This window comes from Paenibacillus sp. FSL F4-0243 (genome assembly GCF_037963295.1).
Classification (GTDB): domain Bacteria; phylum Bacillota; class Bacilli; order Paenibacillales; family Paenibacillaceae; genus Paenibacillus_AQ.
This window is the reverse complement of record NZ_CP150151.1, coordinates 5936411-5963395: the sequence shown is the minus strand read 5'-3', so window position 1 is coordinate 5963395 and position 26985 is coordinate 5936411. Positions and strand designations below refer to the sequence as shown.

Genomic DNA, 26985 nt, shown 5'->3' with positions numbered 1-26985 from the left:
TAGATAGTAGGAGGTCTTGTATGAAGAGAAAATGGTTATCTGGGGCGCTGGTCGCCAGTCTTCTCGCAACAAGTATACCGTATGGGGGTGTTGAGGCCGCTTCTATAGAAGCGCTTCCTGCCTTTCCCGGCGCGGAAGGTGGCGGGAAATATGTAACCGGTGGAAGAGCTCAATCTGTGTATGAAGTGACAACGCTGGCTGATTACGGTCTCAAGGAAACACCAATTCCAGGTTCTTTCCGCGATGCGGTAAGCCAAAGTAATCGGACTATTGTCTTCCGAGTGGGAGGGACCATCCATCTGAAGGAATCCCTTAAGATTACCGGCTCCAATCTGACGATTGCCGGGCAAACGGCTCCAGGTGACGGGATTACAGTTGCCGACTACACAACATCTGTTGAAGCGGACAATATCATTATGCGGTATATGCGTTTTCGGCTAGGTGACCGGGTAGCTAGTGAAGATGATGCCTTTGGATCACGATACCATAAAGATATTATGATTGACCATAGCTCATTCAGCTGGTCCGTGGATGAAGTGGTCAGTCTGTACGATAACGAGAATACTACTGTGCAATGGTCGATATCTGCTGAGAGTATGCTGATGACTAGCCATCAAAAAGGTCGTCATGGCTACGGGGGGATTTGGGGTGGTAAAAATGCCAGCTATCTTCATAACCTGATCGCTCATAGCACCAGCCGTAACCCTCGATTGCCTACAGTCACCAAGCTGATTGATCTGACGGAGATGACCAATAACGTTATTTATAACTGGGGGTTCGCCTCGACCTACGGTGGCGGAGCAGAGGATTATCGATATAACATTACTAATAATTACTATAAAAATGGACCAAACACCTACAGCAGTGTGAATAAACAATTGTTCGGGGAAGTGGCTCCAGAAACCAGATTGTTTATTGATGGGAACATTATGGAGGGGAGTCCGGAAGTTACAGCAGACAATTGGAAAGGTGTGCAAAAGTTCTCCAATATCTCTAAGCTTGCAGAGCCGGCAACGATGCCTAACCCGTATAAAGCAGTGTCAGCGGAGGAGGCTTACGTAAATGTACTGGCTGATGCGGGTGCCACTCTGCCTAGACGAGATGCCTATGATGCACGAGTCATTAATGATGTGAAGAACCGTACCGGGCAGCATATTAATTCTCCTATTGAAATTGGCGGTTATCCCGATTATCCAGAGACAGCATCAAGTGTGGTGGATAGTGATCATGATGGAATGGATGACGCATGGGAGCTGGCGAAAGGTCTGTCTCCTTCCGATCCTGAAGATCGCAATGGAACCACGCTTTCTGTGGAAGGCTATACGAATCTGGAAGTATATTTGAATGATCTGATCATTCAAGGTAAAGCAGAGGGGGAGCACATAGATAATCCTGTAACCGCTATCAATTATCCTGCGAATAATCAAATCTTTGAGTCAGGTAGTAATGTGAATGTAACTGCTTCTGCGAGTGATAGCGATGGAATTGCTAAAGTGGAGTTTATTGTAAATGGTGCGAAGCTAGGGGAAGATCTCACAGCACCCTACAATTTCGATTGGAACAATGTTCAAGATGGGACCCATTATCTCGTTGTTCAGGCTATAGACCATAAGGGTCTTAAGACACAATCTGATAACGTGGCTATTCATGTTAATACAACAGGCTCTACGCTTCCGTGGACTTCAGTGGATGTTGGCCATCCAGGGATTGCCGGAAAGACCACACTTCATCCGGAGAGTGGCAAAATCACGCTCAAGTCGGCTGGACTTATAGGAGCTACTTCGGAAAGCGAAAGCGCCGTTGATAACTTTCACTTTGCTTATCAAACCCTGAAAGGCAACGGAGAAATTATCGCTAAAATTGATTCCGTGACACCGACTGATGATTATGCTAAAGCAGGAGTCATGATTCGTGATAGCCTCAAGGATAATGCCAAGATGGCTTTGCTGGCGATCCCTTATGTCAAATATGGCAAGAAAGGCATTCTAATTACACGCTCCAATGAAGGGGCTAAGGTAATAAAAACCGAGCCAGAAAGCTTCATCAATACGCCTTATTGGGTTAAATTGGTTCGTCTTGGTAATGAAGTGACGGGCTTAATATCACCAGATAGGTTGACTTGGAGTAAGGTCGGTACAGTGAGTCTTGAGCTTAGTGACACGGTTTATTTTGGTCTTGGAGCCGATGCAGCAAAAGTAGATAACAAGGTTAACAGATATAATACTTCTGTGTTCAGTGGTGTGGAGCTAAATTCGCTTGGGGATAAGTTTCCAAGTGCTCCTCGTGGACTTACGGCAACAGCAGGTGAGGAGAAGGTGAAGCTGGACTGGGAGACGGTAGAAACTGCTCAATCGTATAGTGTTAAACGTAGTGAGGTTTCAGGTGGTCCCTACAAGACGATCAGCACAGATGTCCTAGATAGCCAGTATACGGATTCTGGATTGAGCCCAGGGAAAACCTATTATTACGTAGTTAGTGCGGTGAATGAGCTTGGAGAAAGCTTCGATTCCATGGAGGCTAGCGCTGAGCCTAACGGCGAGGCGGGGAATATTTATTATGTAGATGAGGACTATGAGCAGGTCGACGAGGGTGTGACTCCTGAATATTATGAGGTCACTCCGAAACCACAGACCGAAGCGCAAAAGATTATCGTATCTGCCACACCATCCGGCAGTAAAGGGAATACATCAGCCAAAGTGCTGGATGTGTATGATGCAGCAAACGGCAATGTACAGTTTATCCGTAAATTCGCGCCAATTACGGGTGCGCTTGTCATTGATACTGACTTTATGTTTGCGGCAGAATCGGGAACCTCAGTATTCCTTCAAGCCCAGAGTACAGACGGAACCAAAACGGCGTTCTCTATCGAGAGCAGAAAACCAACGCTTCCAGAGGCTTCGAGTAAGTATACATTAACTATGAGCAGAGGGAGCAGCCAGTATCATCAACTGATGAGTTCCTATTCATTGAATCAGTGGTATAACCTTAAGCTAAAGGTCAATGTGAAAAATGATGAAGTAGAGGTATACATCGATGATCAGCTAGCCGGCGCTTTTCCGTTCACAACTACGAATTTTGCCAGCTATGGTATTGGGCGTATTTTGTCCAAGACGCCGGGTGGAGGATCAGGCCATTATTATTTAGATAATCTTAAAGTGTATGTTGAACCGATCGAAACGCCACTTGGTTTGACAGGACTCCCAGGGAACGAAGCAGCTCAGCTGAAATGGCCTGTTCTTGAGGGTGCGACTTCTTACAATATTAAGAGAAGCCTTACGAGTGGGGGGCCTTACGAGACCATAGCCAGTGCTATTACAGAGACATCATATATTGATACAGAATTAACCAATGAAACTACTTATTATTATGTGATCTCCGCGATGGCGCCTACGGGTGAATCAGGGAATTCCAATGAAATTAGGATTACCCCATCCTCACTTGCGGTGAAATTGCCAGCGCCAGAGTCACTTGCTGCTGTAAGTCGGAATACTCAGCTAGATCTGAGCTGGGATGTGGTGGAGAATGCAGCAAGCTATTCTATCAAGAAGTGGAATGAAGCCATAAGCAGCTATGAAACTGTGGTAAAAGACATTGTCGGAACATCTTATCGTATTGGGGGATTAACCAACGGGCAAGCCTATCGATACGTTGTATCCGCGACAAATGTTGCCGGAGAAGGCAATGGTTCGGAGCCTGTTATTGCCACTCCGGCAGCTCCTTTGGAAACTCCGGTGGTTTTCATTCAAGCTGGTGATAGTGCTATGACATTGAGTTGGCCAGTGATCGAGGATGCGAGCCAGTATATAGTTAAACGTGCATTATCTTCGAACGGTCCTTATGAAGTACTTGGTGCTGATATAAGCGGCACAAGTTTTACTGATCGCAAGACAGCAAATGGCACGCCGTATTATTACAAGGTCCAGGCTACAAATGGTACCCGTAGTAGTCTGGACTCAGCTGTTACCCCAGCGGTTTCATACCAGAACCTCGATCAGCCGCAGGCTCCACAAGAGGTTACGGCAGAGCCGGGCAACAGTGAAGTTCGTCTAATCTGGAACGCAGCTGATGGAACGAGCAGCTATCAAATTCTACGCTCGGAGAGCGGTGGAAACTATGCGATCGTAGCTGACGGGATTGAAGCAGCAAGTTATACCGATAAAGAATTAACCAACGGTAATGTCTATCAATATGCGGTAATAGCGATCGGAGATAAGGGGGCGAGTGTTCCATCCGAGGTGGTTCAAGTGGTTCCAGCTCCTGTGATTATTGTGGATCAGAAGGGGGCAGGAGATTATAAGACAATTAATGAAGCTATCCAGGCAGCACCTGATAATAGTGCCATAAGCACGATTATTAAGGTAAAGAACGGCATCTATAATGAGAAGGTTCTAGTTCCGTCTAATAAGAAGAATATCAGCATGATCGGGGAGAGCCGAGAAGGTACCGTTCTTGTTAATGGAGATTCAGCCAAATCGATCGGCTCAGATGGTAAAGAAATGGGCACCAGTGGCAGCTATACACTGAAAGCTGCGGCAACCGATTTCACATTGGAAAATATGACGGTTCAAAATAGTGCAGGACTGAATGCGGGGCAGGCAGTTGCTTTGTATGCTGAAGGGGACAGGGGTGTATACCGGAATGTAAAGCTCCTTGGATATCAGGATACCCTGTTCGCGGATAAGGGGAGAGCCTATTTCGTCGACAGTCATATTGAAGGTACGGTAGACTTCATCTTCGGTAATTCTTCCGCGGTATTTGAGAATAATGTGATTCAAAGTGCGGGTGCCGGCTATGTTACTGCACCTTCCACTGAATCAGGTAAGCCAGGTTATGTGTTCATCAACAATCAGCTAACAGCGAGTAAAGACGTTGCTGCTGGGAGCGTGGATTTAGGCCGACCATGGAGAGATTATGGCAGCTCAACCTTCATCAACACGGAGATGGGCGCACATATCCGTGCTACTGGATGGCATGAATGGTATGAAGGTAGATCCAAGACAGCACGCTTCTCCGAGTATTTGAGCTATGGTGAGGGAGCTAATGCATCTTCACGTTATAGCTGGTCCAAGCAATTAACGGCAGAAGAGGCAGCAGCCTATACGATTCAGGCCGTTCTTGGTGGCAATGATGGATGGAATCCGCAGAAATCAACCGTCTTGGTCAACCAAGCACAGCTTCCTGCGATACATGTGTCTTCAATCACTGTAACGAGTAATGATGGAGCCAGCAGCATTGATTCAGAGGGTGGGGTTTTGCAGCTGGAAGCTTCTGTTCTTCCAGAGAATGCGACGAATCCTAATGTTAGCTGGGCCGTGACTGATTCCGATGGTATAACCTCTACGGATAAAGCGGTTATTGATGAGAATGGCTTGCTTACAGCCAGAAAAAACGGGACGATTCAAGTGACTGCACGAGCGGTAGATGGCAGTGGAGTGACAGGAAGCTTAGAGATCAACATCAGTGGTCAAGGTGGACCTATAGCAGAATTACCTGTTGCAACGCTGAAAGGACCTGTTACCATATCGTCTGGTCAAGCGTTTGCTTATCGTGTCGGGCTTACGAATGTAACTACTTCCGTCTACAAAGATGTATATGCTGTAGACTTTACGCTGGAGTTCGATGCAACAGGTGTAGAATTTGTATCCACCCAGACTATACCAGATGAATTGAGTATTACTCATATTGAACAAGAAACTCCAGGTCTAATAACAGTTAGTGTAACCGGGACCAAGGCAGAGAATGCCCTGACTGACGATGCGGAATTCTTGGAAATGATCTTTAAGGCCAAGAAGATGACCAGTGAAATCGCTGTACCGCTTAGATTTATCTCATTTCGCGGCTCGAACGCAGATGGTGAATTCGACATTCTGCACGAGGCACAGTCCATTGTTCGAATCATTCCGATATCAGTCTTGGAAATAAAAGTGGCAACCAAAGACAATGTGAGCCGAATTAAAAAAGGGGAGACCTTGCAGCTCTTGGCTACGGTCTTACCAGAATATGCATCTGATCCCTCGGTCATATGGTCGGTGGTGAATGAGGATGGATCTGCGACTGAGCTTGCATCCATTACGGAAGCTGGTCTGCTCAACGCTATAGCAGCGGGTAAAGTAACTGTGAAGGCGACAGCCAAAGATGGCTCAGGTGTTGTAGGTATAATGTCTATTGAAATTACTGCGGACACTCAGATTTCAGAATCAGGGGGTACGTCTTCTTCATCGACAGTTGAGCCGAAGAAACTACCGGAAGCAGCAGTGGACGCAGGGAGAGTCATTCTTTCTGTGACAGCAGATGCGAAGGGCAAGGCTGTTGCGACGATCACGGCGACTATTCTACAGCAAGCCATAAACTCGATGCAGAGCGGAAGGTTAAGCATTGAAGTGAAGCCATCCGCGGACAGCTCGGTGATTGAACTGACCCTGCCAGCTCATGAACTGGCACAAGCTGCAACAAATGGTATGCAGTCATTGGAAATAGATATGGGTCTGTCTACCTTCCGAATAGATGCTGATCTGCTTCGAGTAATGGCTGGATCTGACGCTTCGAGTATTAAGCTTATAGTTGGTAAAGTGGATGCAAAGACACTGTCACTTCAGAACGATGTCGGGGATATTTATGAATTTACATTCTTTGTTGATGGTAAGCGGATTGATAGTTTTGGACGCGGACTGAAGGTAGAATTGAATTTCAAACCAAAGACGACTTCCGATGTAGAGCAAATAATAATCTATCAAATTCGTGCAGATGGGACAATGGAAGTCGTTAGAAACTCCCGATATAATGCGGGAACAGGGAAGATGATGTTTAGACCGGATGATTCCAACAGATTCACAATAGGGTATGCAGAGAATTCCTTTAATGATGTCGTTGGACTAGGCTGGGCACAAAATAGTATTTATGCTCTTGCCGCCAGAGAAATCCTGCTGGGAACAGGAGATCATAATTTCGGACCACAGCTGGATGTAACTCGGGCACAGTTCCTGAAGATGCTGATGCTTGCTTTTGAACTGGATGACGCCAGCGCAGTAAGTACATTCCAGGATGTTGCGCTGAATGACTGGTACTATAGCTCTGTTGCTGCTGCCGCGAAGCTTGGTATTGTTCAGGGCAGACCTGATGGTACTTTCGGTGCCAATGAATCCATTAGCCGTGAGGAAATGGCATTGATGGCTTATCGTGCGGCACAACTCGCCAAGCTTCCCGTAACGGGATTAGGCGAGCCAGCTAATTTCACAGATGCATCTGGTATTTCTGCCTATGCGCTAGAGGCTGTTCAATCCATGAAGGATGCAAACATCATTCAAGGGGTTGGCAAGGACAGCTTTGCACCTAAAGCTCATGCGACTCGGGCTCAGGCAGCAGTGATCGTGTATCGATTGTTTCAGTTATTGTAAACATTTCAAGTTGACACCCTGTGTGATTTATCATATTATAATTCGTATTGTTATAAGTTAATAAACCAAACTCTATCCAGTGGATGGAGTGGCGGAATTTTGTCAAAGATGTATTCTTTGGTTTCAGTCGCCCCTTGTCATTTCGATGACAAGGGGCTTTATTATGTGATTTGGACGGTTCAATAGGACGGTTCAACAGAAAGGAAAGAAGATTACGATGAATATGAAGTTACTCAAATATGCTTTACTAGTATTTATAGGAGCATGTAGTTATGGATCGCTGTCTACGATCGTCAAGCTTGGAATGAACGATGGATTTAGAATGCAGCAACTGGTCGGGTCGCAATACTTTTTTGGATGGTGCATGCTGCTCTTGTTAGTTGTATTATTTTCCCGAAAAAAACTCGGGTTAAAAGTAGGTGCTTCGTTATTAGGTGCGGGGATTACCATTAGTATGACGGGTATTTTCTATGGGTTTGCCGTTGAACAATTACCTGCTTCGATTGCGATCGTTCTCTTATTCCAATTTACTTGGATTGGTGTGATTCTGGAGGCTGTTGTAGATAGAAAATGGCCTAGTCGAGAGAAAATAATTTCAATGGTTATCCTTCTGATAGGAACCATATTAGCTGGGGGGATTCTAGAACCTAGTGTAGGCGAAATGACTACGAGTGGTATTGTTTTCGGTTTGATGTCTGCGGTGTCGTTTGCCTTTTATATTTTTGTCAGTGGGAGAGTGGCTACGCAGGTACCTGCTGTGAATAAAAGCTTGTATATGACTACAAGTGCAATGATTATTATTATGGTTGTTTTTTCCCCTTCCTTTATTTATGACGGAGCACTTACAGATGGACTTTGGAAGTATGGTCTTCCTTTAGGGTTGCTTGGTATAGTTATTCCTGTGCTTTTCTTTTCTATTGGTGTTCCGAAACTGGGATCAGGTCTGGGAACGATTCTTGGTGCGGCGGAGTTGCCGGCAGCTGTTGTAGCCTCCGTGTTAGTCCTGCAAGAAGAAGTATCCCTACTTCGCTGGGTTGGAATTTTCGTTGTTCTGATCGGAATTGCTGCACCACAAATCATACCGATGCGAACAGGGAAAAAGTCACCTAAACCTTCCTCCAAACCATCACTCCGTAAGGTAGAACTTTAAACTGTATACTAACATCGATGGTATGATCAGGTCCTTATAGGATGAGATCATCAATCGGTGTTTTTTTTTGCGAAAAAAGATTGGTGTTAATTTTTCTGGTATGGCGAATCATTGTCTATTATATAGTAGTGCTATTCTATTTAATGGAGATGACCACTGATGAACAGAAATGACTATGACTATTTTAAGTCTTTGCACGATCAAAAAGATCCGCTAATGCTATATAACTGCTGGGATGTAGCTTCGGCTAAAGCGATAGAAAAAGCCGGTTCAAAGGCTATAGCCACAAGCAGCTTCGCTATGGCGGATGCATGGGGGTATTCGGATGGTGAACAGCTCTCATTTGAGCAGCTACTGTGGGCTGTTACGAGAATAGCAGAACATGTATCTGTGCCATTGACGGTAGATATTGAAGGTGGGTATGCTGTAAATGAAGAGTCCTTAGCCAATAACATAGAACAATTATTCCAGCTAGACATCTGTGGGATTAATTTTGAGGATCAAAAGGTGAATCATCCGGACGATGAATTATGGGCAATCGAGGAACAAATTCATCGTATTCGAACTATACAGCAAGTGGCAGCCAAATTTCAGAAGAAGGTGTTTATTAACGCCAGAACCGATCTCTTTTTCAAAAATGGGAAGCATTCTTTGGATTTAGTGAATGAAGCAATTGAGCGTACCTGTGCTTACGCTGCTGCTGGAGCAGATGGAATTTTTATACCGGGACTCACCGATCGAAACTTGATTGAATATTTTGTGCAGCAGTCGCCACTGCCTGTAAATGTTATGGTGATGGATGGTATGATTTCAAATGCTGAATTGCAGGAGCTTGGCGTAAAAAGAATTAGCTATGGTCCATATAGTTACTTTCAAGCACTGCATCATCTTCAAGACGATGCCCGGTCCATTCTGCAGCCACCCGCACATTATTTAGAAATGAGCTAACGACACTATGATCACGAATAAACAGCAAATCGATAAATATTATGAGATGTTAGTCGAAAAAAACTCCAATTATGAAGGTGTATTTTTTGTCGGCGTAAAAACAACAGGCATCATGTGCAGGCCAACTTGTCCGGCTAAAAAGCCATATAAAGAAAACTGTGAGTTTTTCGCAACAGCCAAAGAAGCCTTGTTAGCTTCATATAGACCGTGTAAAAGATGCCAGCCTTTGTCCAATCCGACAAAAATGTCCTCAGAAGTAAAGCTTCTTGTTGAAGCTATAGAGCGTAATCCGGAAAGGAAATGGACAGATAAAGATTTTGATGAGCTGTCGATTAGTGCAAATACTGCACGCAGACAATTTAAGAAGCAATTCGGAATGACCTTTATTGAATATGCACGTTCCAGACGTTTAGGACTGGCATTCAAACATATCAGGAATGGGGATTCTATCATTAACGCACAACTGGATAGCGGGTACGATTCGAGTAATGGATTTAGGGATGCTTTTTCAAGAACGATGGGAACGGTCCCGAATCACTCTAAGCAGATTAAAGTGCTCTACTGTACCTGGATAGAAACGATATTAGGGTCTGTGCTTGCGATCGCAGAGGAAGAGTGCCTTTTACTGCTGGAATTTGTGGATCGAAAGGGACTTGAGAACGAAATTAAGAAATTACGTACTCGCTTGAATGCAACTATTTTGCCTGAAAAAGTACCGGTGCTAGAGCAAATTGAAGAGGAATTAACTCTTTATTTCGAAGGGGAACTTACGGTGTTTAAATCACCGATTCGTTATTTAGGTTCTGATTTTCAGCAAAAGGTATGGAATGAACTTCGAAGAATTCCTATAGGCCAGACGGTCTCTTACAAGGAGCTTGCAGAGAACATAAACAACCCTTCAGCTTGTCGAGCTGTAGCCAGAGCTAATGGAGCGAATCAATTATCGATCTTGGTTCCGTGTCATCGCGTGATCAATAGTAATGGTGAATTAGGGGGCTATGGCGGCGGCATTGCAAGAAAAGAATGGTTAATCAATCACGAGAACAACCTTAGTTCGAAGGTAGCTTATTAACTAAAACCATACTGAACTCGATGTGTCTGAAAGTCTGGATACGTCGTTTTTTTATGCTTTTGCCAGATTTAAAAGTACTGTTTTAAGCAAAAGAAGGAAAAATTATGAATTCACAACAATATCCAATTGTGTTAGCATAATATATATTTTCATAAGAAAGCGAGCCTTATCTTAGGAGATTGGAGTGAACATCATGCTGAAGGTTCTGATCGTGGATGATGAGCCCTGGGTGCTTGAAGGGCTGAGAACGATGATTAACTGGGAAAAATATGGCTTTGAAGTGTGCGGGGAAGCCCGTAATGGTTCAGAAGCGATGAGACTTATCCAAGAATATAAACCGGAATTGGTCCTAACGGACATAAATATGCCGGTTATTAACGGTCTCGAGCTTATCGCAAAATTGAATGAAGTGATGACAAAGCCTCCGAAATTTGTGGTATTGACTGGGTATGATGACTTTAAATATGCACATACGGCATTGCAGCAACGAGTGAATGACTATTTATTAAAACCTATTGATGATGATGAAATAGAGTCCTTATTAAGCAGGATTACGCCTATGATTCAAAATGAAATCGCTTCCAAAGAGGAGCTTGATAAGAAGCAATTTTTTGTCGTAAACAATATCGTCAACCGCCTAATACAAGGCGAGTATAACGAAAATTTAGAGCTTCTAACCCAGAGCACGTTGAAGCTTCAAGCGAATGCAGAGTTAATGTGTATTCTTATCGAACCAGCCACATCTTTGAATCCATTTCTTCCACGAACCGTCGACTACTTTCCTCAGGAAAGTATACATTTCTTTCAAGATCGATCGGGAAGAACAGGGATCATTCTTGAGTCTGCTTCTATTGGGAATGAGAGTCTGGACGCTATCGTCAACCAGATTCGTTCGGATTTCGCTGAACAATTATATGAACCGGTACTTCTAGCGATTAGCACTAGAATGGTAGGCATATGTTCGATTCGAGAAATCTATATGCAAGCACTTGATGTATGGAAACGAAAGACACATCAGCAGAAGAAGGGGGTTTTTTATTATTGTGAGCTTAGGGCTCTAAAGAAGAATGAACACCATGAGGATCACTTCAAACTGCTGCTGGATAAGGTTCTGGCAAACGATATAGAACAGATACAGCCATGTGTAAAAGAAACGTTTGCTTTTTTCGTAGAGAATCTATTGACGATTGAAATCGTGCAAGCTCAGGTGGCTCATTTGGAGCTTACAATTTGTACACTTATAGCCCAAATGAATGGTACTCCAGATACGATGATGATAAAGATTCAGCAAGAATATGGGAATTTAGGGGAGTTAAATGATTATTTTGCATTAAGCCGCTATGTTCAAAGTCTATCTATGCTGGCGACGGTCTATTTATCTGAATTAGAGCAGCAGAATGAACAAAATACGATTTACAAGGTGATTCAGTATGTGGATCGTGAATTTCGGAATAAATTGAAGCTTCAGGATTTAGCGCGGCAATTTCATATCAATTCTACCTATTTGGGACAGCTTTTCAGGAAACAAACGGGTCAGGGCTTTAGTGAATATTTAAATGCCAAAAGGATTGAGGAAGCCAAAAGTCTGCTTAAGCGAACGCAGCTGAAAATATCGGATATTGCGGTGCAGGTGGGATTTTCAAATACAGACTATTTTATAGACAAGTTCAAGCTGATTGTAGGGGTAGTCCCATCCGTCTATAAAAATGAAAATAAAAACCAATAGCTCTAGGGGAAGCAAGGTGTTTCGTATGGAGAGAAAAAAATTCAGATTTAGAAAAATAGTCAATGACATTCCACTGAACTATAAATTTTCCCTCATTTATATTATTGGTGTGCTTCTCCCTATCATTATTATCAACCTTGTTTTTTTGGATCGGATTTCCGATTTGATCAAATCCAGAGAACAGCAAAACTTAGAAATCTCTTTAGAGAGGGCCAGAAAGGATATTCAGGATTTCATTGAGGGTGGAGTAGCAGTTAGCTATACGCTGTCCTCCGATAAGAATCTGTATGAATTGCTAGAGCGGAGGTATGGGAACATGATTGAATTTTATGACACCTTCGACGAACAGCTTCGAGATCGGATGAACAGTTATATGCCAGTTAACAATCAGCTTGAACGAATTACTGTATTTACGAATAATGACTCTATTGTTTCCGGGAGTAACTATCAGGTCATCACGGACAAGGTAAGGGAGAGTGAGTGGTATAAGCAGTTCAGTGCTGCGAATAAACATATGTTTCTTGCTGCTTATCAAATGAGCTCAGCGCCTAATGTGGCTTCTAATGCCCCGTATTTAAGTGTAATTGAACGAATGGATGTATACAGCTCACTGAATACCTATGAGAAGCTGCTTAGAATTGACCTGGATATCAGTAAAATATATGACATTATAATTAGAGAAAAGGATTATTTGAGTCTTTACCTGGTTAACGGACAGGATGAAATCATTATGTCTGCTCAGAGCGGGTATCAGAGAGGTACGAAGGATCCTTATCCTGTATTCGAGCTTCAGGATGATGAGCGCAAGGAAGACATACATATTGTACCCGTTGGCGGGGCTAGTTATATAAAAAGCTGGCGAATTATAGGGGTTACGCAGGGGGAGCGTATTGCTCAGGCCATTCTGGAGATTCGAATTTATGCGGGTATTTTGGCGTCCATTGTCACCTTGCTCACAACCGCCTTTCTATATGTGATGTTAAGATCCTACAATTATCGGGTGAAACGTTTGTCTAGGCATATGCAGAAAGTAACGAATGAGAAATTCGATCTTATTCAAATCGATGAAGGACAAGATGAGATTGGTGACTTGATTCATAACTTTAATAGAATGACCACTAAAATTAATTCTCTAATTAACGATGTATACAAACTAGAGATTCAAAAGAATAACCTGGAGATGGAAAGAGTAAGGGCTGAACTGAATTTTTTGCAAAGTCAGATGAATCCCCATTTTCTCTTCAATACTTTAAATGCCATTTTAGTGGTCTGTACCAAAAATAATTATTCAGACGTTACAGACATCATAAAGAGTTTATCCAAGTTGCTCAGAAGACTACTTAGCTGGAAAGAAGATCTCGTTACATTGGAAGAAGAAATGACGTTCATTGAGATGTATCTGAAAATAGAAAAATTCCGGTTCAGAGATAAATTTGATTATCAATTTGAGATCGATGAGCAGTCGCTGCAATATAAAATTCCAAAGCTAAGCATGCAGCCTTTAGTAGAAAACTCCTGTAAGCATGGTCTGCAGGCCATAGAAGGACTCGGTATCATTAAAGTAAAGACGGAAATCGAGGATAGTCGTTTGCAAGTTACAATTTCAGATAACGGTAAAGGGATCGAACCAAGCCAGCTTAAAGAAATTTTATTTAATGTTCAAAATGAAGAAGCCTCCTCAGGAACGAATATCGGAATCCGCAACGTGTATCGCAGACTGGAGCTATATTATGAAGATCAGGTTCGCTTTGAAATCAGCAGTGTCCCGAATGAAGGGACTGTTGTCACGTTTGGCATTCCGCTAAAGCTCCTGGAACGAAAAAATAGCTAGAAGGTGAGGGAGCCTATGAAATACAAAGTATTGTTGATCGATGATGAGCCTAGTGCTCTTGAGGGGATGCAGCTATGGATAGACTGGCAGGCGCTTGGATTTGAAGTATGTGGAACCTCCAGTAATGGCAAAGAGGGCTTACAGTTAATAAAGCAGCTACTGCCGGATCTTGTCATTACAGATGTAAATATGCCGCTAATGAATGGTCTGGAAATGGTTTCCGCCTGGCAGCAAGAGGAGACTAAACCGATTAAGTTTGCCATACTAAGCGGTTATAGTGAGTTTGAATATGCTAAGACAGCTATACGTTATGGCATTAACCATTATCTGATGAAACCGCTTTTCGAAGAAGAGGCGTCAGAAGAATTGAAGGAGATATATCGGGAATTAGAACAGGAAACTCAGAAGAGAAGCTTAAATCAAATGGCAAACTCAGAGGAAGTTGTCTCTCTTCTTAAGAGCATTCTGAATGAGAAGGCAGAAGATAAGTCAGACTTTACAGTACTTACACGTCTATCGGAAGGCAAAAGCCTTTGGAATATTTGTTTACTGCAGACAGACCCGACGATGTATACGGAAATCAGAGAGAAAGCAGTAGCTCTCCTAACGAATACGGAATCGATGTTTCTGATCGATCTGGAGGCTTTTTGCTTTGGAATCGTATACGGCTATCCTTCGGAGTCTGATGAGGGTGCCGCAATATATCCTGCAGTAGCTCCCTTGCTGAATGAACACCCTAAGCAAGCCATGTATATTGCAGTAGGGGATAGCGAGGGCTCTTTGCTTCAAATTGCGAATAGCTACCGAACGGCGAAAGAAGCGTTAATGTATTATTTTTATAATTCGGATCATTCGGGGTTCTTGACCTATCAGGGAACCAAGGATAGTCCCTTCAGCTACCACTATGATCAAATTCAACTGATGGATGACTTAATGAGGCCTATTAACACACTGGACATAAAAGGCTTTAAACAAGCTGTGGGCTTGGCCTCTCGCAGTTTTCGTGAGATGCGCATCGCTCCAGAGGTTGTGAAGAAGATCGTTATTCATATTATGTATAAGATCGTTGAGTTTACTTCGAAAGCTAGTGAAGTTCAAGTATCCTCCTTGTTAACCCAAATAACAATCCCCGAAATGCGGGACTCGATGATGAAGTTGAACGATTTAATGCGTAATCTTTTATCATGTGGTGAGGCGAGTATTGATATTCTTCTAAAAGAACAAATCCAAAAATCACAGGGGATTGTACAGGAAATCAACAACTATATTGAAGCGCATTATCACGAAAATCTTACAATTAAAAAGCTGTCGGAGGTATTCTTCCTGCATCCAGTGTATCTGGGACAATTATTGATCAAGAAGAATGGCATTCATTTTAATGAGCAGCTGCATGACCTCCGGATTAAGGAATCTGCGCGTTTACTTCAACACAATAAGTTGAAAAACTGTGAGATCGCCGAGAAAGTAGGGTATTCCAATTATAGTCAGTTTCTCAAACAATTTGAAAAGAAGATGAAGATGAGCCCTAATGAATTTAAACATACGAATACCTAAACTTTTTGGGGGTACACCTTTAGTTCTGGTGTATTATCAATGGCATCATCACCTCTATAATTTAACTTGTAAGGGCTTACAATATGGTTACACCAACAAAATATGGAGGTGCTTTATGGGGGGCAAGTCAATATCAAAGTTCAAACTTAGTCTGATTGCTGTGTTATCCCTAAGTTTTGCTCTAGCAGGGTGCGGTGGAAATAACAGCGGTAATACTGCTAAGGGGGAAAACAAACCGGCAGAAACAACAGCTGCAACTGCAGCTGGAACCGATGACAAGAAGGTAGAGCCTTTTGAAGTTAGTATCTTTCTTGGAGAAGCAGGTCAGCAACCTACACCAGATAACAAAATTTACAAGATGATCAAAGAAAAAACAGGCGCATCATTCAATTTTGAATTCTTGGCTGGAGACCTTAAACAGAAGCTTGGCGTTATGATTGCCGGTTCGGATTATCCAGATCTGATGAGTTCCAATACCCAACTGACTGCAGCAGGTGCATTTATTCCTCTCGAGGACTTAATTGAAGAACACGCTCCGAATTTGAAAGCGCATTACGCAGCTTACTGGAACATGATGAAGGATCCCAATGATGGACACATTTATACACTTCCAAACTATGGTGCGTACAATGGTGAGATGAATACAACCTATTACTCTGGCCCAGCTTTCTGGATTCAGAAAGCTGTACTTAAAGATGCCGGTTATCCAACGGTTAAAACTTTGGACGAGTATTTTGATCTTATCGTGAAATATAAAGAGAAAAATCCAACCATTGATGGTCAACCAACAATTGGGTTTGAGATTCATAACAAAGACTGGAGAAACTGGGGATTGTTTAACGCTCCTCAGCATCTGATCGGTCATCCTAATGATGGCGGAGTAGTAGTTAAGGATAACGTAGCAGAAATCTTTGCGGATAAAGACTATGCAAAGCAGTACTATAAAAAACTTAATGATATGAATGCGTTGGGTATTATTGATAAAGAGGCATTTGTAATGGATTATGACCAATATTTAGCTAAATTGTCTAGCGGAGCCGTACTGGGAATGTTTGATCAGCACTGGAACTTTGGTAAAGCAGAAGATTCACTCAAGACACAAGGGAAAGATATGAGCACTTATGTAGGTCTGCCTCTTGTGTATGATACTAACACCAAAGATTATTATCTGGATCGTCCTGCTCTTAACTTGAATAATGGATTCGGGATTACTGTCAATGCTAAGGATCCAGTGAGAATCCTTAAACTTATGGACACATTGATTCAAGAAGATTGGCAAAGAACCCTCACTTGGGGGATTGAAGGCGAAGATTATCAAGTGGTAGACGGTCGCTTTATAAGAAACCAGGAGCAACGGGATAACGCAGTTGATGCTACATGGAAGCTAAGTAACAAAGCAGAAGCTTGGTATGCTACCGCTCCGAAAATGCAAGGGTACTTTGCAGACGGTAACTCAACGGATGCGGCAGCCCAACCAGAAGAATATAAAGCAGGGTTGGAAGCGTATGACAAGGAAGTTCTTGACGCATATGGATTCAACAGTTATGTAGATTTCTTCAGTAAGCCTGGACCGAACCCAGTGGCTTATCCTGCTTGGTCGATAGATCTTGTTGAAAATTCTCCAGCAAAAATTGCCGATACGAAGATGGGAGAAGTTAAGACCAAGTATCTGCCAAAAGCAATCTTGGCTAGCCCTTCCGATTTCGATAAAGTTTGGACTGAATTTGTTGGAGAACTTCATAAAGCGGATATTAAAGCTTACGAAGACAGAATCAATGAACAGCTTAAATGGAGATTTGATACTTGGAGTGTTAAATAGTTAGAGCTTGCTTAAAAATCAGAAAGTGGTGGCTTATTAGCCAACCACTTTCTGAAATATATGGATGATGTGGGGAGAAAATATATGGATGAGATTTTAACGGGAAAAAAAGTTAACCGGCATCCTAAAAGAAAAAAGAAGCAACCGATTACTCTGACCTTGATTAAGAATCAGAAACAGCTGATTTGGATGTCAGTTCCATTGCTGCTGTATATTGTACTATTTGCGTACGTACCTGTTTGGGGATGGACAATGGCTTTTCAGGATTATAAACCAGCTAAGGCATTTGGCGAACAGACATGGGTCGGCTTGAAACACTTCAAGTTTCTATTTACGGATGATACCTTTTTAAGGGTACTACGAAACACACTGGCTATGGGATTAATTAATTTCTTTCTAGGATTTATAACCGCGATAACATTGGCCTTACTTCTTAATGAAATCAAAAATGTATTTTGGAAAAGAACCGTGCAGACCATATCCTACCTACCTCACTTTCTTTCCTGGATTATTGTAACAGGGATTGTAGGTGTCTCCCTCTCGGTTAACGACGGGATTATCAACATCGTGCTCATGAAATTACATCTTATCGATTCACCAATCCTTTGGTTGAGTGAAGGGAAGTATTTCTGGGGTATTGTGGGTGCTTCAACCGTCTGGAAAGAGGTTGGATGGAGTACAATCATCTACTTGGCTGCTATGGCTTCTATAGATCCAGCTTTATATGAGGCTGCTGAGATTGATGGGGCTAACCGGTACAAAAAAATGTTCAATGTAACATTGCCGGGAATTAAACCAACCATTGTAATCCTGATGATAATGTCCATAGGACATGTATTGGATGTCGGATTTGAGGTTCCGTACTTGTTAGGGAACGGGCTTACTGTAGACTGGTCGGATACGATTGATATATTTGTATTGAAATACGGGATTGGGCAAGGGAATTACTCCTTAGCCACTGCGGGAGGCATATTTAAAACAGTCGTAAGTGTAACGTTACTGCTTTTAGCTAACTGGACGTCGAAGCGGCTAGGGGAAGAGAGGCTGTTATAATCATGGAAAAAACTCAATTAATACCTCAGAAATCTCCAAAAAGTAATAGTAGAAAACGTATGAGAATTATAGGGATCGAACCAGTAGTGTTCGGTACCTTCAATACTATCTTTATGATATGTCTAGTCATTGTTACCTTGTATCCATTCTTGAATACTATAGCAGTTTCCTTAAATGAGGGAAATGATACCATCCGCGGCGGCATTTATCTATTGCCTAGGGAGTGGACTATACAGAACTACAAAGCTGTTTTTGCCTCTGGTACAATTATTCCTGCTTTTTGGATTTCGGTAGCACGAACAGTGATATCTACGATCCTGAATCTATTTTTAACCACAATGCTTGCTTATACTTTAAGCCGGAAAGAATATGTTTTCCGCAAGCAGATTACCTTTGTTTTCGTCCTAACCATGTATTTTAATGCGGGTCTGATTCCAAATTATTTCCTAATTAAGGATCTTCATTTGCTTAATACATTTTGGGTATATGTAATACCGACTATGATAAGTGCATTTAATATGATCGTCATCCGTACTTATATTGGTAGCATACATGAAAGTCTTATGGAATCCGCGAGAATCGACGGTGCCGGGGAATTTAAGATTTTCATGAAAGTAGTCTTCCCTTTATGTAAACCTGTTCTGGCTACCATCGCCCTTTTTGTCGCGGTAGGTGCATGGAACTCATGGTTTGATGCTTTTATCTACACCTCTTCCCGCCAGCACTTGAGTACATTGCAGTATGAATTAATGAAACTAATACAATCTAGTATGAATGCGAACAGTAGCGCAAGTGTAGCTAACGGGGCAGGGGTAACTGCGGAGTCAGCGGGGTCAATGGTAACTCCAAAGTCCATTCGTGCAGCCGTTACTATCGTTGCTTCGGTTCCGATTCTGCTAGTCTATCCATTCATGCAAAAGTACTTTGTAGTTGGAATGAACGTAGGAAGCGTGAAGGAATAAGTAGCTTGCACCCACTATTAAATAATAGGAAGGTTGTTTGTTGAATTATGACTCCATCTCCAATCACATACACGAACCCAATACTTCCAGGTTTTTATCCAGATCCTAGCATCACTCGAGCAGGGGATGATTTCTACTTGGTGTGTAGCTCCTTCGAATATTTTCCTGGGGTGCCTATCTTTCACAGCCAGGACTTGATTCACTGGACACAAATTGGTCATGTATTAGATCGTGTAAGTCAGCTAGATACACGTAAGAGCAAAAGCTCTGGAGGTATATTTGCTCCAACCATCCGGTATCATGAAGGAACGTTTTACATGATAACGACCGAAATACACGGGAAGGGGAATTTCTATGTTACGGCTACGGACCCAGCGGGTCCGTGGTCAGACCCGATTAGTATTCCTTATGGAGGAATTGACCCTTCCCTAATGTTTGATGAGGATGGAAAGGTATATGTAACCACCCAGCAGGGAGCAGATTATGATTCCCACGCTATTCAATATGAGATAGACATTGCTACAGGAGCAGCATTAACAGAACCTGTTGTCATCTGGACTGGGGATGGTGGACCTTGGACGGAAGGACCACATTTGTACAAAATTAACGGAATGTATTATATCATGTCTGCTTCAGGCGGCACGGCAAAGGAACACCGAGAAATTATCGGTCGTTCTTCCTCCCCTTACGGTCCTTTTGAAAGATTAGAGCAACCGATATTGACCCATCGCGGGACTGATAGTCCCATTCAGTATCTAGGACATGCTGATCTGATCGAAGATCGTAACGGGGATTGGTGGGCCGTATTCCTTGGAGTACGTCTAGTAGATTCCAAGTATACAGTGCTAGGAAGAGAGACCTTTCTTGCCCCTGTAACGTGGAATGAAGACGGATGGCCGATGATTGATAATAATGAGGACACTGTCGGGCTGGAGATGAAGGTTCCGCGTGTACCGGGTCATTCGCCAAAACCTGAGACTAGCGGAAGATATGATTTTGATGACCCTGTATTGCCGTTGGGATTATCCTTTCTGCGGAATCCGGCAGAGGGAAGCTGGTCACTAAGCCAACGTCCGGGTTTTCTAGCTCTTCGAGGGCAATCGAAAGACCTTAATGAAGTGGGTCAGGTAGCCTTTATAGGCAGAAGACAGCAGCATACTTCAGCTGAATGGAGTACATTACTGGATTTTAACCCTACCGTGGACGGTGAAGAGGCTGGACTCTGTGCTAGATTGGACGAGAATGCACATTATGAAATTGCACTATCGCAAAGAAATGGACATAGAGTGATTACAGCTTATTTAACTGTTGATGGAACAACACATGTGGCTGCAGAGATTCCAACGATTGCTGGATGTTTATATCTGAAAATTCGGGCGGAGCTAACGGAATACACTTTACTTTATTCTTTGGATGGTCAGGAATGGATCGAGCTATCTAGGGCTCTAGCCTATCCATTATCCCCTCAAGCTGTCAAAGGAAACGGATTTACCGGTGTTCTTGTTGGCCTATATGCGACAGGTCATGGCAAAGTGGCTGAGGTACCTGCCTACTTTGATTGGTTCGATTATCGTTCATAATATTTCGAATACGGAATATAGATACGTTTGTTAGGAGGGAGATTGTTGAGACCAGCTAGTGATTTTACAGAGCCTGCACTAAAGACGGTATTCGCAGAGGATTTTAAGATTGGCGCAGCCGTTAACCCCTTAACGATCCAATCGCAGGAGCATTTGCTTGCTTATCATTTCAACAGTATTACCGCTGAGAACGAGATGAAATTTGAAAGTCTGCATCCACTTGAGGACACTTATAACTTTAGGGCAGCAGACCAGCTGGTTGCCTTCGCCAGGGAACATCATATGGCGATGCGCGGACATACCTTGATTTGGCACAACCAGACAACGGACTGGCTGTTTGAGGATAAGGGCGGAGGACCTGTAAGCAAAGAGATTCTGCTTGCACGAGTCAAATCACATATTCAGACCGTTGTAGGACGTTATAAGGATGATATTTATGCTTGGGATGTTGTCAATGAAGTTATAGCCGATGAAGGAGAAGAGCTTCTTCGCCATTCGAAGTGGCTCGACATTGTTGGCTCGGATTTTATCGCCAAAGCGTTTGAATTCGCCAATGAAGCTGACCCTAAGGCATTATTATTCTACAATGACTATAACGAATCCCATCCATTAAAGCGTGACAAAATCTATAAACTGGTGAAGTCGCTATTGGAACAAGGCGTGCCGATCCATGGCGTCGGATTGCAGGCACACTGGAATTTATACGATCCTAGTCTGGATGATATTCGTGCAGCGATCGAAAAATATGCATCGTTAGGACTTCAGCTCCAACTGACAGAGCTGGATGTATCCATGTTCCGTTTCGATGATAGACGAATGGACTTAAAGACAGTATCTGCTGAGCTGCTCGAGCTTCAAGCAGATCGATATGAAGCGATGTTCGCACTGCTGAGAGAATACCGGGACGTGATTAGTTCGGTTACGTTCTGGGGAGCAGCGGATGACTATACCTGGCTGGATGATTTCCCTGTTCGTGGGCGGAAGAACTGGCCGTTCCTATTCGATGAAGGGCATAAGCCGAAGCCAGCTTTCTATCAAATTATCACCTCTGCCACGAAATCATAGAGTGGGCAAGCTGCTCAAATAATGAACTGTGAACCCGTCCTTATATCGATTAAGGGTGGGTTATTTATACGTTGATAGATTAGTAGAATAGATCTCAAAGGGCGGATTAAAGTGAACGTGACAATTAGAAGGATTCTGGAAGATTTAATAGGAGCCATGGAACAGATAGATGGGACTGTGGATACTCTTAAGCCGGGGAATCCGGAAATGGTGATTACAGGGATGGTTACGGCATTTTGCGCTACGCAATATGTTGTGGAACGAACGATTGCTATGAACGCCAATTTGTTGATCACACATGAAGGTGTGTTTTACAGTCATCATGAGACGAACAAGTGGTTAGAGGATGACCCTGTATATCGCGCGAAACGGAGTTTGATTGAGCGTTCTGAACTGGCTATATTTCGTTATCATGATTATTGGCATCGGCATCAACCGGATGGGATCATGGTGGGCTTGCTACGAGAGCTTGAATGGTCAGCCTATGTGGTTGAGCAGCAATCCACTGCTACAATCCTATCGATTCCAGCTATGACGGTAAGTGAAGCGGCGCAGTATATAAAAAGAAAGCTAGGTATCTCCTATTTACGTGCTGCCGGAGACGTATACCAGATATGCAGACATGTGGGGATATTAGTAGGTTACAGAGGAGGTGGGACGATGGCTATTCCTCTTTTTAATCAGCACAATCTTGATTTAATTATTGCTGGCGAGGGCCCCGAATGGGAAACTCCAGAATATGTGAGGGATGCTGTCCACCAAGGCAGATCAAAAGCGCTGATTATGTTAGGTCATGCGGAAAGTGAAGCTCCAGGAATGAAATATTTAGCTGAAGTTCTGGCACAGAAATACCCAATGATTCCTACTTATTTTATTGCTGAACAACCGGTCTATCAGCTGGTTTAATTCGTATAAACCGAAATGAAGAATAAATTTGCATATTATGGAGAAAATGATTGGAAACCAGGTCACTGAGAAAGGAGTGTTTCAATGGAAATTCCTTTGGAGGCTGATGAAGTGTTAAGTCGTATCAAAAAGCTTCAAACCGATGGAAGCTCGATCAGCAAAAAACAAGTGAAGCAAAGCGATCCTGATCTTATGAGAAGTGCGCTGTTCTTTTTTCCGAGCTGGGAGCATGCATTGAAAAACGCCGATCTGTTGTAGCCATATGATTGTATAACGAAGCCGAGTGGTTCAGGGATTGATCTCTGATGGCCGCTCGGCTTTTTTTAGATATATTGAGTAAACAAGAGCAAAAGAAAGAGAAAACGAAGTGTATGCTCAATATGAAATGAAAAGCATGGCTTTCAACATTATTTTGCCCACGGCTCAACTTTACAAGAAACCTTACACGGAGTATGATTCATCACATAACTGACAATTACATAAGAAGTCCGCTTAATTTCCGTTAAGGAAAGCGGGGGAACCAACAACTGGGAACCAGTGTAACAATCGGTACTAGTTATGGGGTGAATCCTGTTCCAGGTGCATAAATGCATCCATGCAGGTAGGGCAACTCTCACTGCCCGAATCCGACAGCTAACCTCGTAAGCGTATGGAGAGAGGATGAATGGCGTATTTGATGATGAATAGCCACAGAGAATCCCTCTGTGGTTTTTTGCTGCGTTAAAAAGCAGATATAGTTGTAGAACCTATCTATGAAAGAGGTGTTAACTTTGCCTATTGCTAAACTGAATGGAACTTCGCTCTATTACGAAATCAATGGAACAGGGGCTCCGGTTGTGTTTATCCATGGACATGGATTAACACATAGTATGTTCAAGCCACAATTGGAGTATTTTTCTGATAAATATAAAGTGATTCTGTGTGATTTACGGGGGAATGGCAAATCAGGTGAATTACTGCAGGCCCCAAACGAGATTATTGAAACCCAATGTCTAGATATAATTATGCTATTGAATGATTTGGGTATTCGTGAGGCTGTTTTTGTTGGGAGTGCCTATGGGGGGCTCGTCGTTCAGCATATTGCGAAACAATATCCAGAGCGAGTAAAAGCGATTGTTGTCGCGGATAGCTTTTGTAGAAGTCAGGCGTCAACGATAATCGGTAAAATCCAGCTTATGGCTGCTTATTGTAGCTGGTTAATGTATTACGCTCCAAGTGAGCTTGTACTGCCTTCGATTCGTATGATGTACCGGGAACGCTGGAATCTGGCTTATAACGAGATTAGAAGAGGACTTCTCGATAAACGTCCACGGGAATTGTATCGGCAAAGGCTGGCTACGAGCCATGTGGATTACACTAGATGCTTAAAGTCTTTTAAGCGTCCCGCCTTATGTATTGTAGGTGACTTTAGTGAATTTGGAGTTAATTGTATGAAGGATATGGTGTCTCAGCTGCCACATGCTCAGTTAGTGATTATCCCTAACGCATTAGATCCTAGTAATCTGTGTCAGCCGGAGAAATTTAATGCTATACTTCAGCGGTTTTTGGAGAAACAGCAGGAAACTCAGCAGATTAGTTAATCTTAATGGTAAGTGAGAAATGAGAGGCGTCCCATAGCCGGGGAGTATGTACTGGCTACGGGGCGTTCTTCTGTATGTCTGTATTTTGTACAATGCTGTCTACTGATGTAAGATTAAAGTTATTCGATACTAACTATCTAAAGGAGCTGAGTCATGATGTCTCAAGCCGAAACCATAAAATTGACCTCATTATCTTCAAAAGGGGGCTGCGGCTGCAAAATCGGTCCCGCCGATCTCATGCAGGTTATTCGCAGTCTACCACCAACCGTTCCTAATCCGGATCTACTTGTGGGTCTGGATACCAGTGATGACGCTGGGGTATATCGATTAAGTGATGATCTGGCGTTAGTGCAAACTGTTGATTTTTTCACGCCGATCGTGGACGACCCTTATTCCTTTGGGCAAATTGCAGCAGCTAATGCGTTAAGTGATATTTATGCTATGGGCGGTAAGCCGCTTACGGTGCTTAATATTGTGGCCTTCCCTATTTCTGTTCTGGACAAAAGCATTCTCGGTGACATTTTGCGCGGTGCAGCAGATAAAGTGCAGGAAGCAGGAGCAACGCTTGTGGGCGGACATTCCATCGACGATAAAGAGCCTAAATTTGGATTGGCCGTTACGGGCCTTGTGCATCCGGACAAAGTAAGAACGAATGCAGGTGCGCAGGTAGGAGACAAGCTGATTTTGACCAAACCTATCGGTGTGGGCATCTTAACGACTTCTATTAAAAAGGATCAGCTATCCCCAGAAGAAACTACACGCCTTACGACAGTCATGTCTACACTGAATAAAAAAGCGGCTGAAATCATGGAGCCCTATGATGTACATGCTTGTACAGATGTTACCGGATTCGGGTTGCTTGGACATGCCTCGGAAATGGCAAAGGGGAGCAACCACGGACTGATTATTCGTCAAGGCGATGTACCGATGCTGCCAAGAGTAAGAGAGCTCGCGGAGCAGGGCTTTGTTCCAGGCGGCACTAAGAATAACTTTGCCCATTTGGAGGGCAGTATTCTTTATCCGGAAGAGATGGACCAATTAAGCCGCTATATTCTGTGTGATGCTGTGACTTCCGGTGGATTGCTGATCTCTGTTGCTCCTGAACAAAGTGAGGATTTGCTAAAAGAGTTAGTAGATGCAGGTGTAGAAGCAGCATTGATCGGAGAGGTAACGGAAGAACATCCGGGTCAGATTGCAGTTATAGCTGCGCAATAACGCTGGAGTTCAGCTTAGAGGCGACCTAAGAAGTTAGCCACCAGAGGAGAGAGCGCATTGTTTCAGGATATTACATTGGAAGAACTAAGAGTGTTAAAGAATAAGAAGCAGATCACCGTTATCGACGTTCGATCTCCTTCTGAATATAAAGATGCAACGCTGCCGGATAGCTTGAATATTCCCTTTTTTGACGATGAGGAACGGGCTGAAGTAGGTACGTTGTATAAACAGACAAGTGTGCAGGCTGCGAAAGAACGCGGTTTGGAGATTGCTGCTGCGAAGCTACCTACCTTTGTCAAAGAATTTGCTGCGATTCAAGGGGACAAGGCTGTATTCTGCTGGAGGGGAGGTATGCGCAGCCGTACAACTGCGACCGTACTTTCTTTAATGGATATTCACGCTTACCGATTGATTGGCGGCTATAAAGCTTACCGTAAATGGGTACTCGATGAACTGGAGTCCTATGAATTCAAGGCGAAGCCTTATGTCATTCATGGAAATACGGGTACAGGTAAAACAAACCTGCTGCACCGCCTGAAGGCACAGAGCTATCCTGTTTTGGATTTGGAAGGAATGGCAGGTCACCGCGGTTCTATCTTTGGCGAGATCGGACTTCATGCAAACAATCAAAAAACGTTCGATAGTCTTCTTATGGAGGAATTAATTAAGCTTGGGGATGCTCCTTATGTACTGTTTGAAGCGGAGAGCAAAAAGATTGGGAAGGTCGTAATGCCCCCATTCATGGCCGAGCAGAAAGAGATCGGAACACAGATTTGGATTGAGATGCCACTACAAGCCAGAGTGCAGCAAATCCTTGAGGATTATCGACCAGAAGAATATAAAGAACAGTGCATTTCAGCATTTCGAAGTATCAAATCGCGAATTCATATCCCCATTGCGGCGGAAATCGAGCGGTGCTTGCAAGCTGATATGTTCGGAGAGGCTGTTGCGCTGCTGTTAGAATACTACTATGATCCTAAATACGATTATACGTCTACTCAGTATGAAGGCATTGAGAGAGTTACCTTTAAGGTGAACAATTTGGATGAGGCTGAGGCTGCGGTGATCTCTTTTTTAAGTAATCAGAAGGTATAAGCTTTAGGTATCGTAAAGTATGAGGGGTTTAGAGG

17 protein-coding genes and 1 riboswitch are annotated in these 26985 nt (G+C 43.2%); all 17 genes read left to right on the top strand.

The genetic code is table 11. From position 1 onward, the window contains the following. Positions 1-20 precede the first annotated feature (20 nt). The 17 genes from NSS87_RS26400 (at position 21) to mnmH (ending at position 26950) form a co-directional block, all read left to right on the top strand. Complete coding sequence (locus tag NSS87_RS26400) at positions 21-7394, top strand: pectinesterase family protein (RefSeq protein ID WP_339243458.1); 7374 nt, start codon at positions 21-23, stop codon at positions 7392-7394. Between the two features lie 223 nt (positions 7395-7617). Continuing rightward, entirely contained in the window at positions 7618-8544 is a 927-nt protein-coding gene (locus NSS87_RS26395) for a DMT family transporter (RefSeq protein WP_042194515.1), read from the top strand. Between the two features lie 159 nt (positions 8545-8703). After that, positions 8704-9492, top strand: coding sequence for an isocitrate lyase/phosphoenolpyruvate mutase family protein (locus NSS87_RS26390; protein ID WP_339243457.1), 789 nt, complete (start codon positions 8704-8706; stop codon positions 9490-9492). A gap of 7 nt (positions 9493-9499) precedes the next feature. Continuing rightward, positions 9500-10564 carry a trifunctional transcriptional activator/DNA repair protein Ada/methylated-DNA--[protein]-cysteine S-methyltransferase gene (locus NSS87_RS26385; protein WP_339243456.1) on the top strand — a complete coding sequence of 355 codons (1065 nt, stop codon included), beginning with the start codon at positions 9500-9502 and terminating at the stop codon, positions 10562-10564. A gap of 193 nt (positions 10565-10757) precedes the next feature. Next, positions 10758-12290: a response regulator transcription factor gene (locus tag NSS87_RS26380; RefSeq protein WP_339248674.1), complete on the top strand. Its 1533-nt coding sequence runs from the start codon at positions 10758-10760 to the stop codon at positions 12288-12290. 25 nt (positions 12291-12315) lie between these two features. Further along, entirely contained in the window at positions 12316-14121 is a 1806-nt protein-coding gene (locus NSS87_RS26375) for a histidine kinase (protein ID WP_339243455.1), read from the top strand. Positions 14122-14136: 15 nt separating this feature from the next. Further along, positions 14137-15675 (top strand): response regulator, encoded by a 1539-nt coding sequence (locus NSS87_RS26370; protein ID WP_149645044.1) that lies wholly within the window; start codon positions 14137-14139, stop codon positions 15673-15675. A 115-nt stretch (positions 15676-15790) separates the two neighbouring features. Beyond that, positions 15791-17494: a sugar ABC transporter substrate-binding protein gene (locus NSS87_RS26365; RefSeq protein WP_042191712.1), complete on the top strand. Its 1704-nt coding sequence runs from the start codon at positions 15791-15793 to the stop codon at positions 17492-17494. 84 nt (positions 17495-17578) lie between these two features. Further along, positions 17579-18547 carry an ABC transporter permease subunit gene (locus NSS87_RS26360; RefSeq protein ID WP_042191710.1) on the top strand — a complete coding sequence of 323 codons (969 nt, stop codon included), beginning with the start codon at positions 17579-17581 and terminating at the stop codon, positions 18545-18547. 59 nt (positions 18548-18606) lie between these two features. Next, positions 18607-19509 carry a carbohydrate ABC transporter permease gene (locus NSS87_RS26355; protein ID WP_143759544.1) on the top strand — a complete coding sequence of 301 codons (903 nt, stop codon included), beginning with the start codon at positions 18607-18609 and terminating at the stop codon, positions 19507-19509. A gap of 47 nt (positions 19510-19556) precedes the next feature. Next, positions 19557-21089 (top strand): glycoside hydrolase family 43 protein, encoded by a 1533-nt coding sequence (locus NSS87_RS26350; protein ID WP_339243454.1) that lies wholly within the window; start codon positions 19557-19559, stop codon positions 21087-21089. Between the two features lie 45 nt (positions 21090-21134). After that, complete coding sequence (locus NSS87_RS26345; RefSeq protein ID WP_339243453.1) at positions 21135-22154, top strand: endo-1,4-beta-xylanase; 1020 nt, start codon at positions 21135-21137, stop codon at positions 22152-22154. A 111-nt stretch (positions 22155-22265) separates the two neighbouring features. Next, positions 22266-23060 (top strand): Nif3-like dinuclear metal center hexameric protein, encoded by a 795-nt coding sequence (locus NSS87_RS26340; RefSeq protein WP_339243452.1) that lies wholly within the window; start codon positions 22266-22268, stop codon positions 23058-23060. 84 nt (positions 23061-23144) lie between these two features. Then, positions 23145-23318, top strand: coding sequence for a hypothetical protein (locus NSS87_RS26335; RefSeq protein WP_170880375.1), 174 nt, complete (start codon positions 23145-23147; stop codon positions 23316-23318). A gap of 221 nt (positions 23319-23539) precedes the next feature. Next, positions 23540-23724: riboswitch (cyclic di-AMP (ydaO/yuaA leader) on the top strand. A 106-nt stretch (positions 23725-23830) separates the two neighbouring features. Further along, positions 23831-24640, top strand: coding sequence for an alpha/beta hydrolase (locus NSS87_RS26330; RefSeq protein ID WP_042191701.1), 810 nt, complete (start codon positions 23831-23833; stop codon positions 24638-24640). A gap of 156 nt (positions 24641-24796) precedes the next feature. After that, positions 24797-25855 carry a selenide, water dikinase SelD gene (selD, locus tag NSS87_RS26325; protein ID WP_042191699.1) on the top strand — a complete coding sequence of 353 codons (1059 nt, stop codon included), beginning with the start codon at positions 24797-24799 and terminating at the stop codon, positions 25853-25855. 57 nt (positions 25856-25912) lie between these two features. Beyond that, positions 25913-26950: a tRNA 2-selenouridine(34) synthase MnmH gene (gene mnmH, locus NSS87_RS26320; protein ID WP_339243451.1), complete on the top strand. Its 1038-nt coding sequence runs from the start codon at positions 25913-25915 to the stop codon at positions 26948-26950. Positions 26951-26985 lie beyond the last annotated feature (35 nt).

Bases quoted from the DNA above. Each gene is read 5' to 3' on its own strand.
- NSS87_RS26400 (WP_339243458.1), top strand. From the start codon at position 21: ATGAAGAGAAAATGGTTATCTGGGGCGCTGGTCGCCAGTCTTCTCGCA.
- NSS87_RS26395 (WP_042194515.1), top strand. From the start codon at position 7,618: ATGAAGTTACTCAAATATGCTTTACTAGTATTTATAGGAGCATGTAGT.
- NSS87_RS26390 (WP_339243457.1), top strand. From the start codon at position 8,704: ATGAACAGAAATGACTATGACTATTTTAAGTCTTTGCACGATCAAAAA.
- NSS87_RS26385 (WP_339243456.1), top strand. From the start codon at position 9,500: ATGATCACGAATAAACAGCAAATCGATAAATATTATGAGATGTTAGTC.
- NSS87_RS26380 (WP_339248674.1), top strand. From the start codon at position 10,758: ATGCTGAAGGTTCTGATCGTGGATGATGAGCCCTGGGTGCTTGAAGGG.
- NSS87_RS26375 (WP_339243455.1), top strand. From the start codon at position 12,316: ATGGAGAGAAAAAAATTCAGATTTAGAAAAATAGTCAATGACATTCCA.
- NSS87_RS26370 (WP_149645044.1), top strand. From the start codon at position 14,137: ATGAAATACAAAGTATTGTTGATCGATGATGAGCCTAGTGCTCTTGAG.
- NSS87_RS26365 (WP_042191712.1), top strand. From the start codon at position 15,791: ATGGGGGGCAAGTCAATATCAAAGTTCAAACTTAGTCTGATTGCTGTG.
- NSS87_RS26360 (WP_042191710.1), top strand. From the start codon at position 17,579: ATGGATGAGATTTTAACGGGAAAAAAAGTTAACCGGCATCCTAAAAGA.
- NSS87_RS26355 (WP_143759544.1), top strand. From the start codon at position 18,607: ATGAGAATTATAGGGATCGAACCAGTAGTGTTCGGTACCTTCAATACT.
- NSS87_RS26350 (WP_339243454.1), top strand. From the start codon at position 19,557: ATGACTCCATCTCCAATCACATACACGAACCCAATACTTCCAGGTTTT.
- NSS87_RS26335 (WP_170880375.1), top strand. From the start codon at position 23,145: ATGGAAATTCCTTTGGAGGCTGATGAAGTGTTAAGTCGTATCAAAAAG.
- selD (WP_042191699.1), top strand. From the start codon at position 24,797: ATGTCTCAAGCCGAAACCATAAAATTGACCTCATTATCTTCAAAAGGG.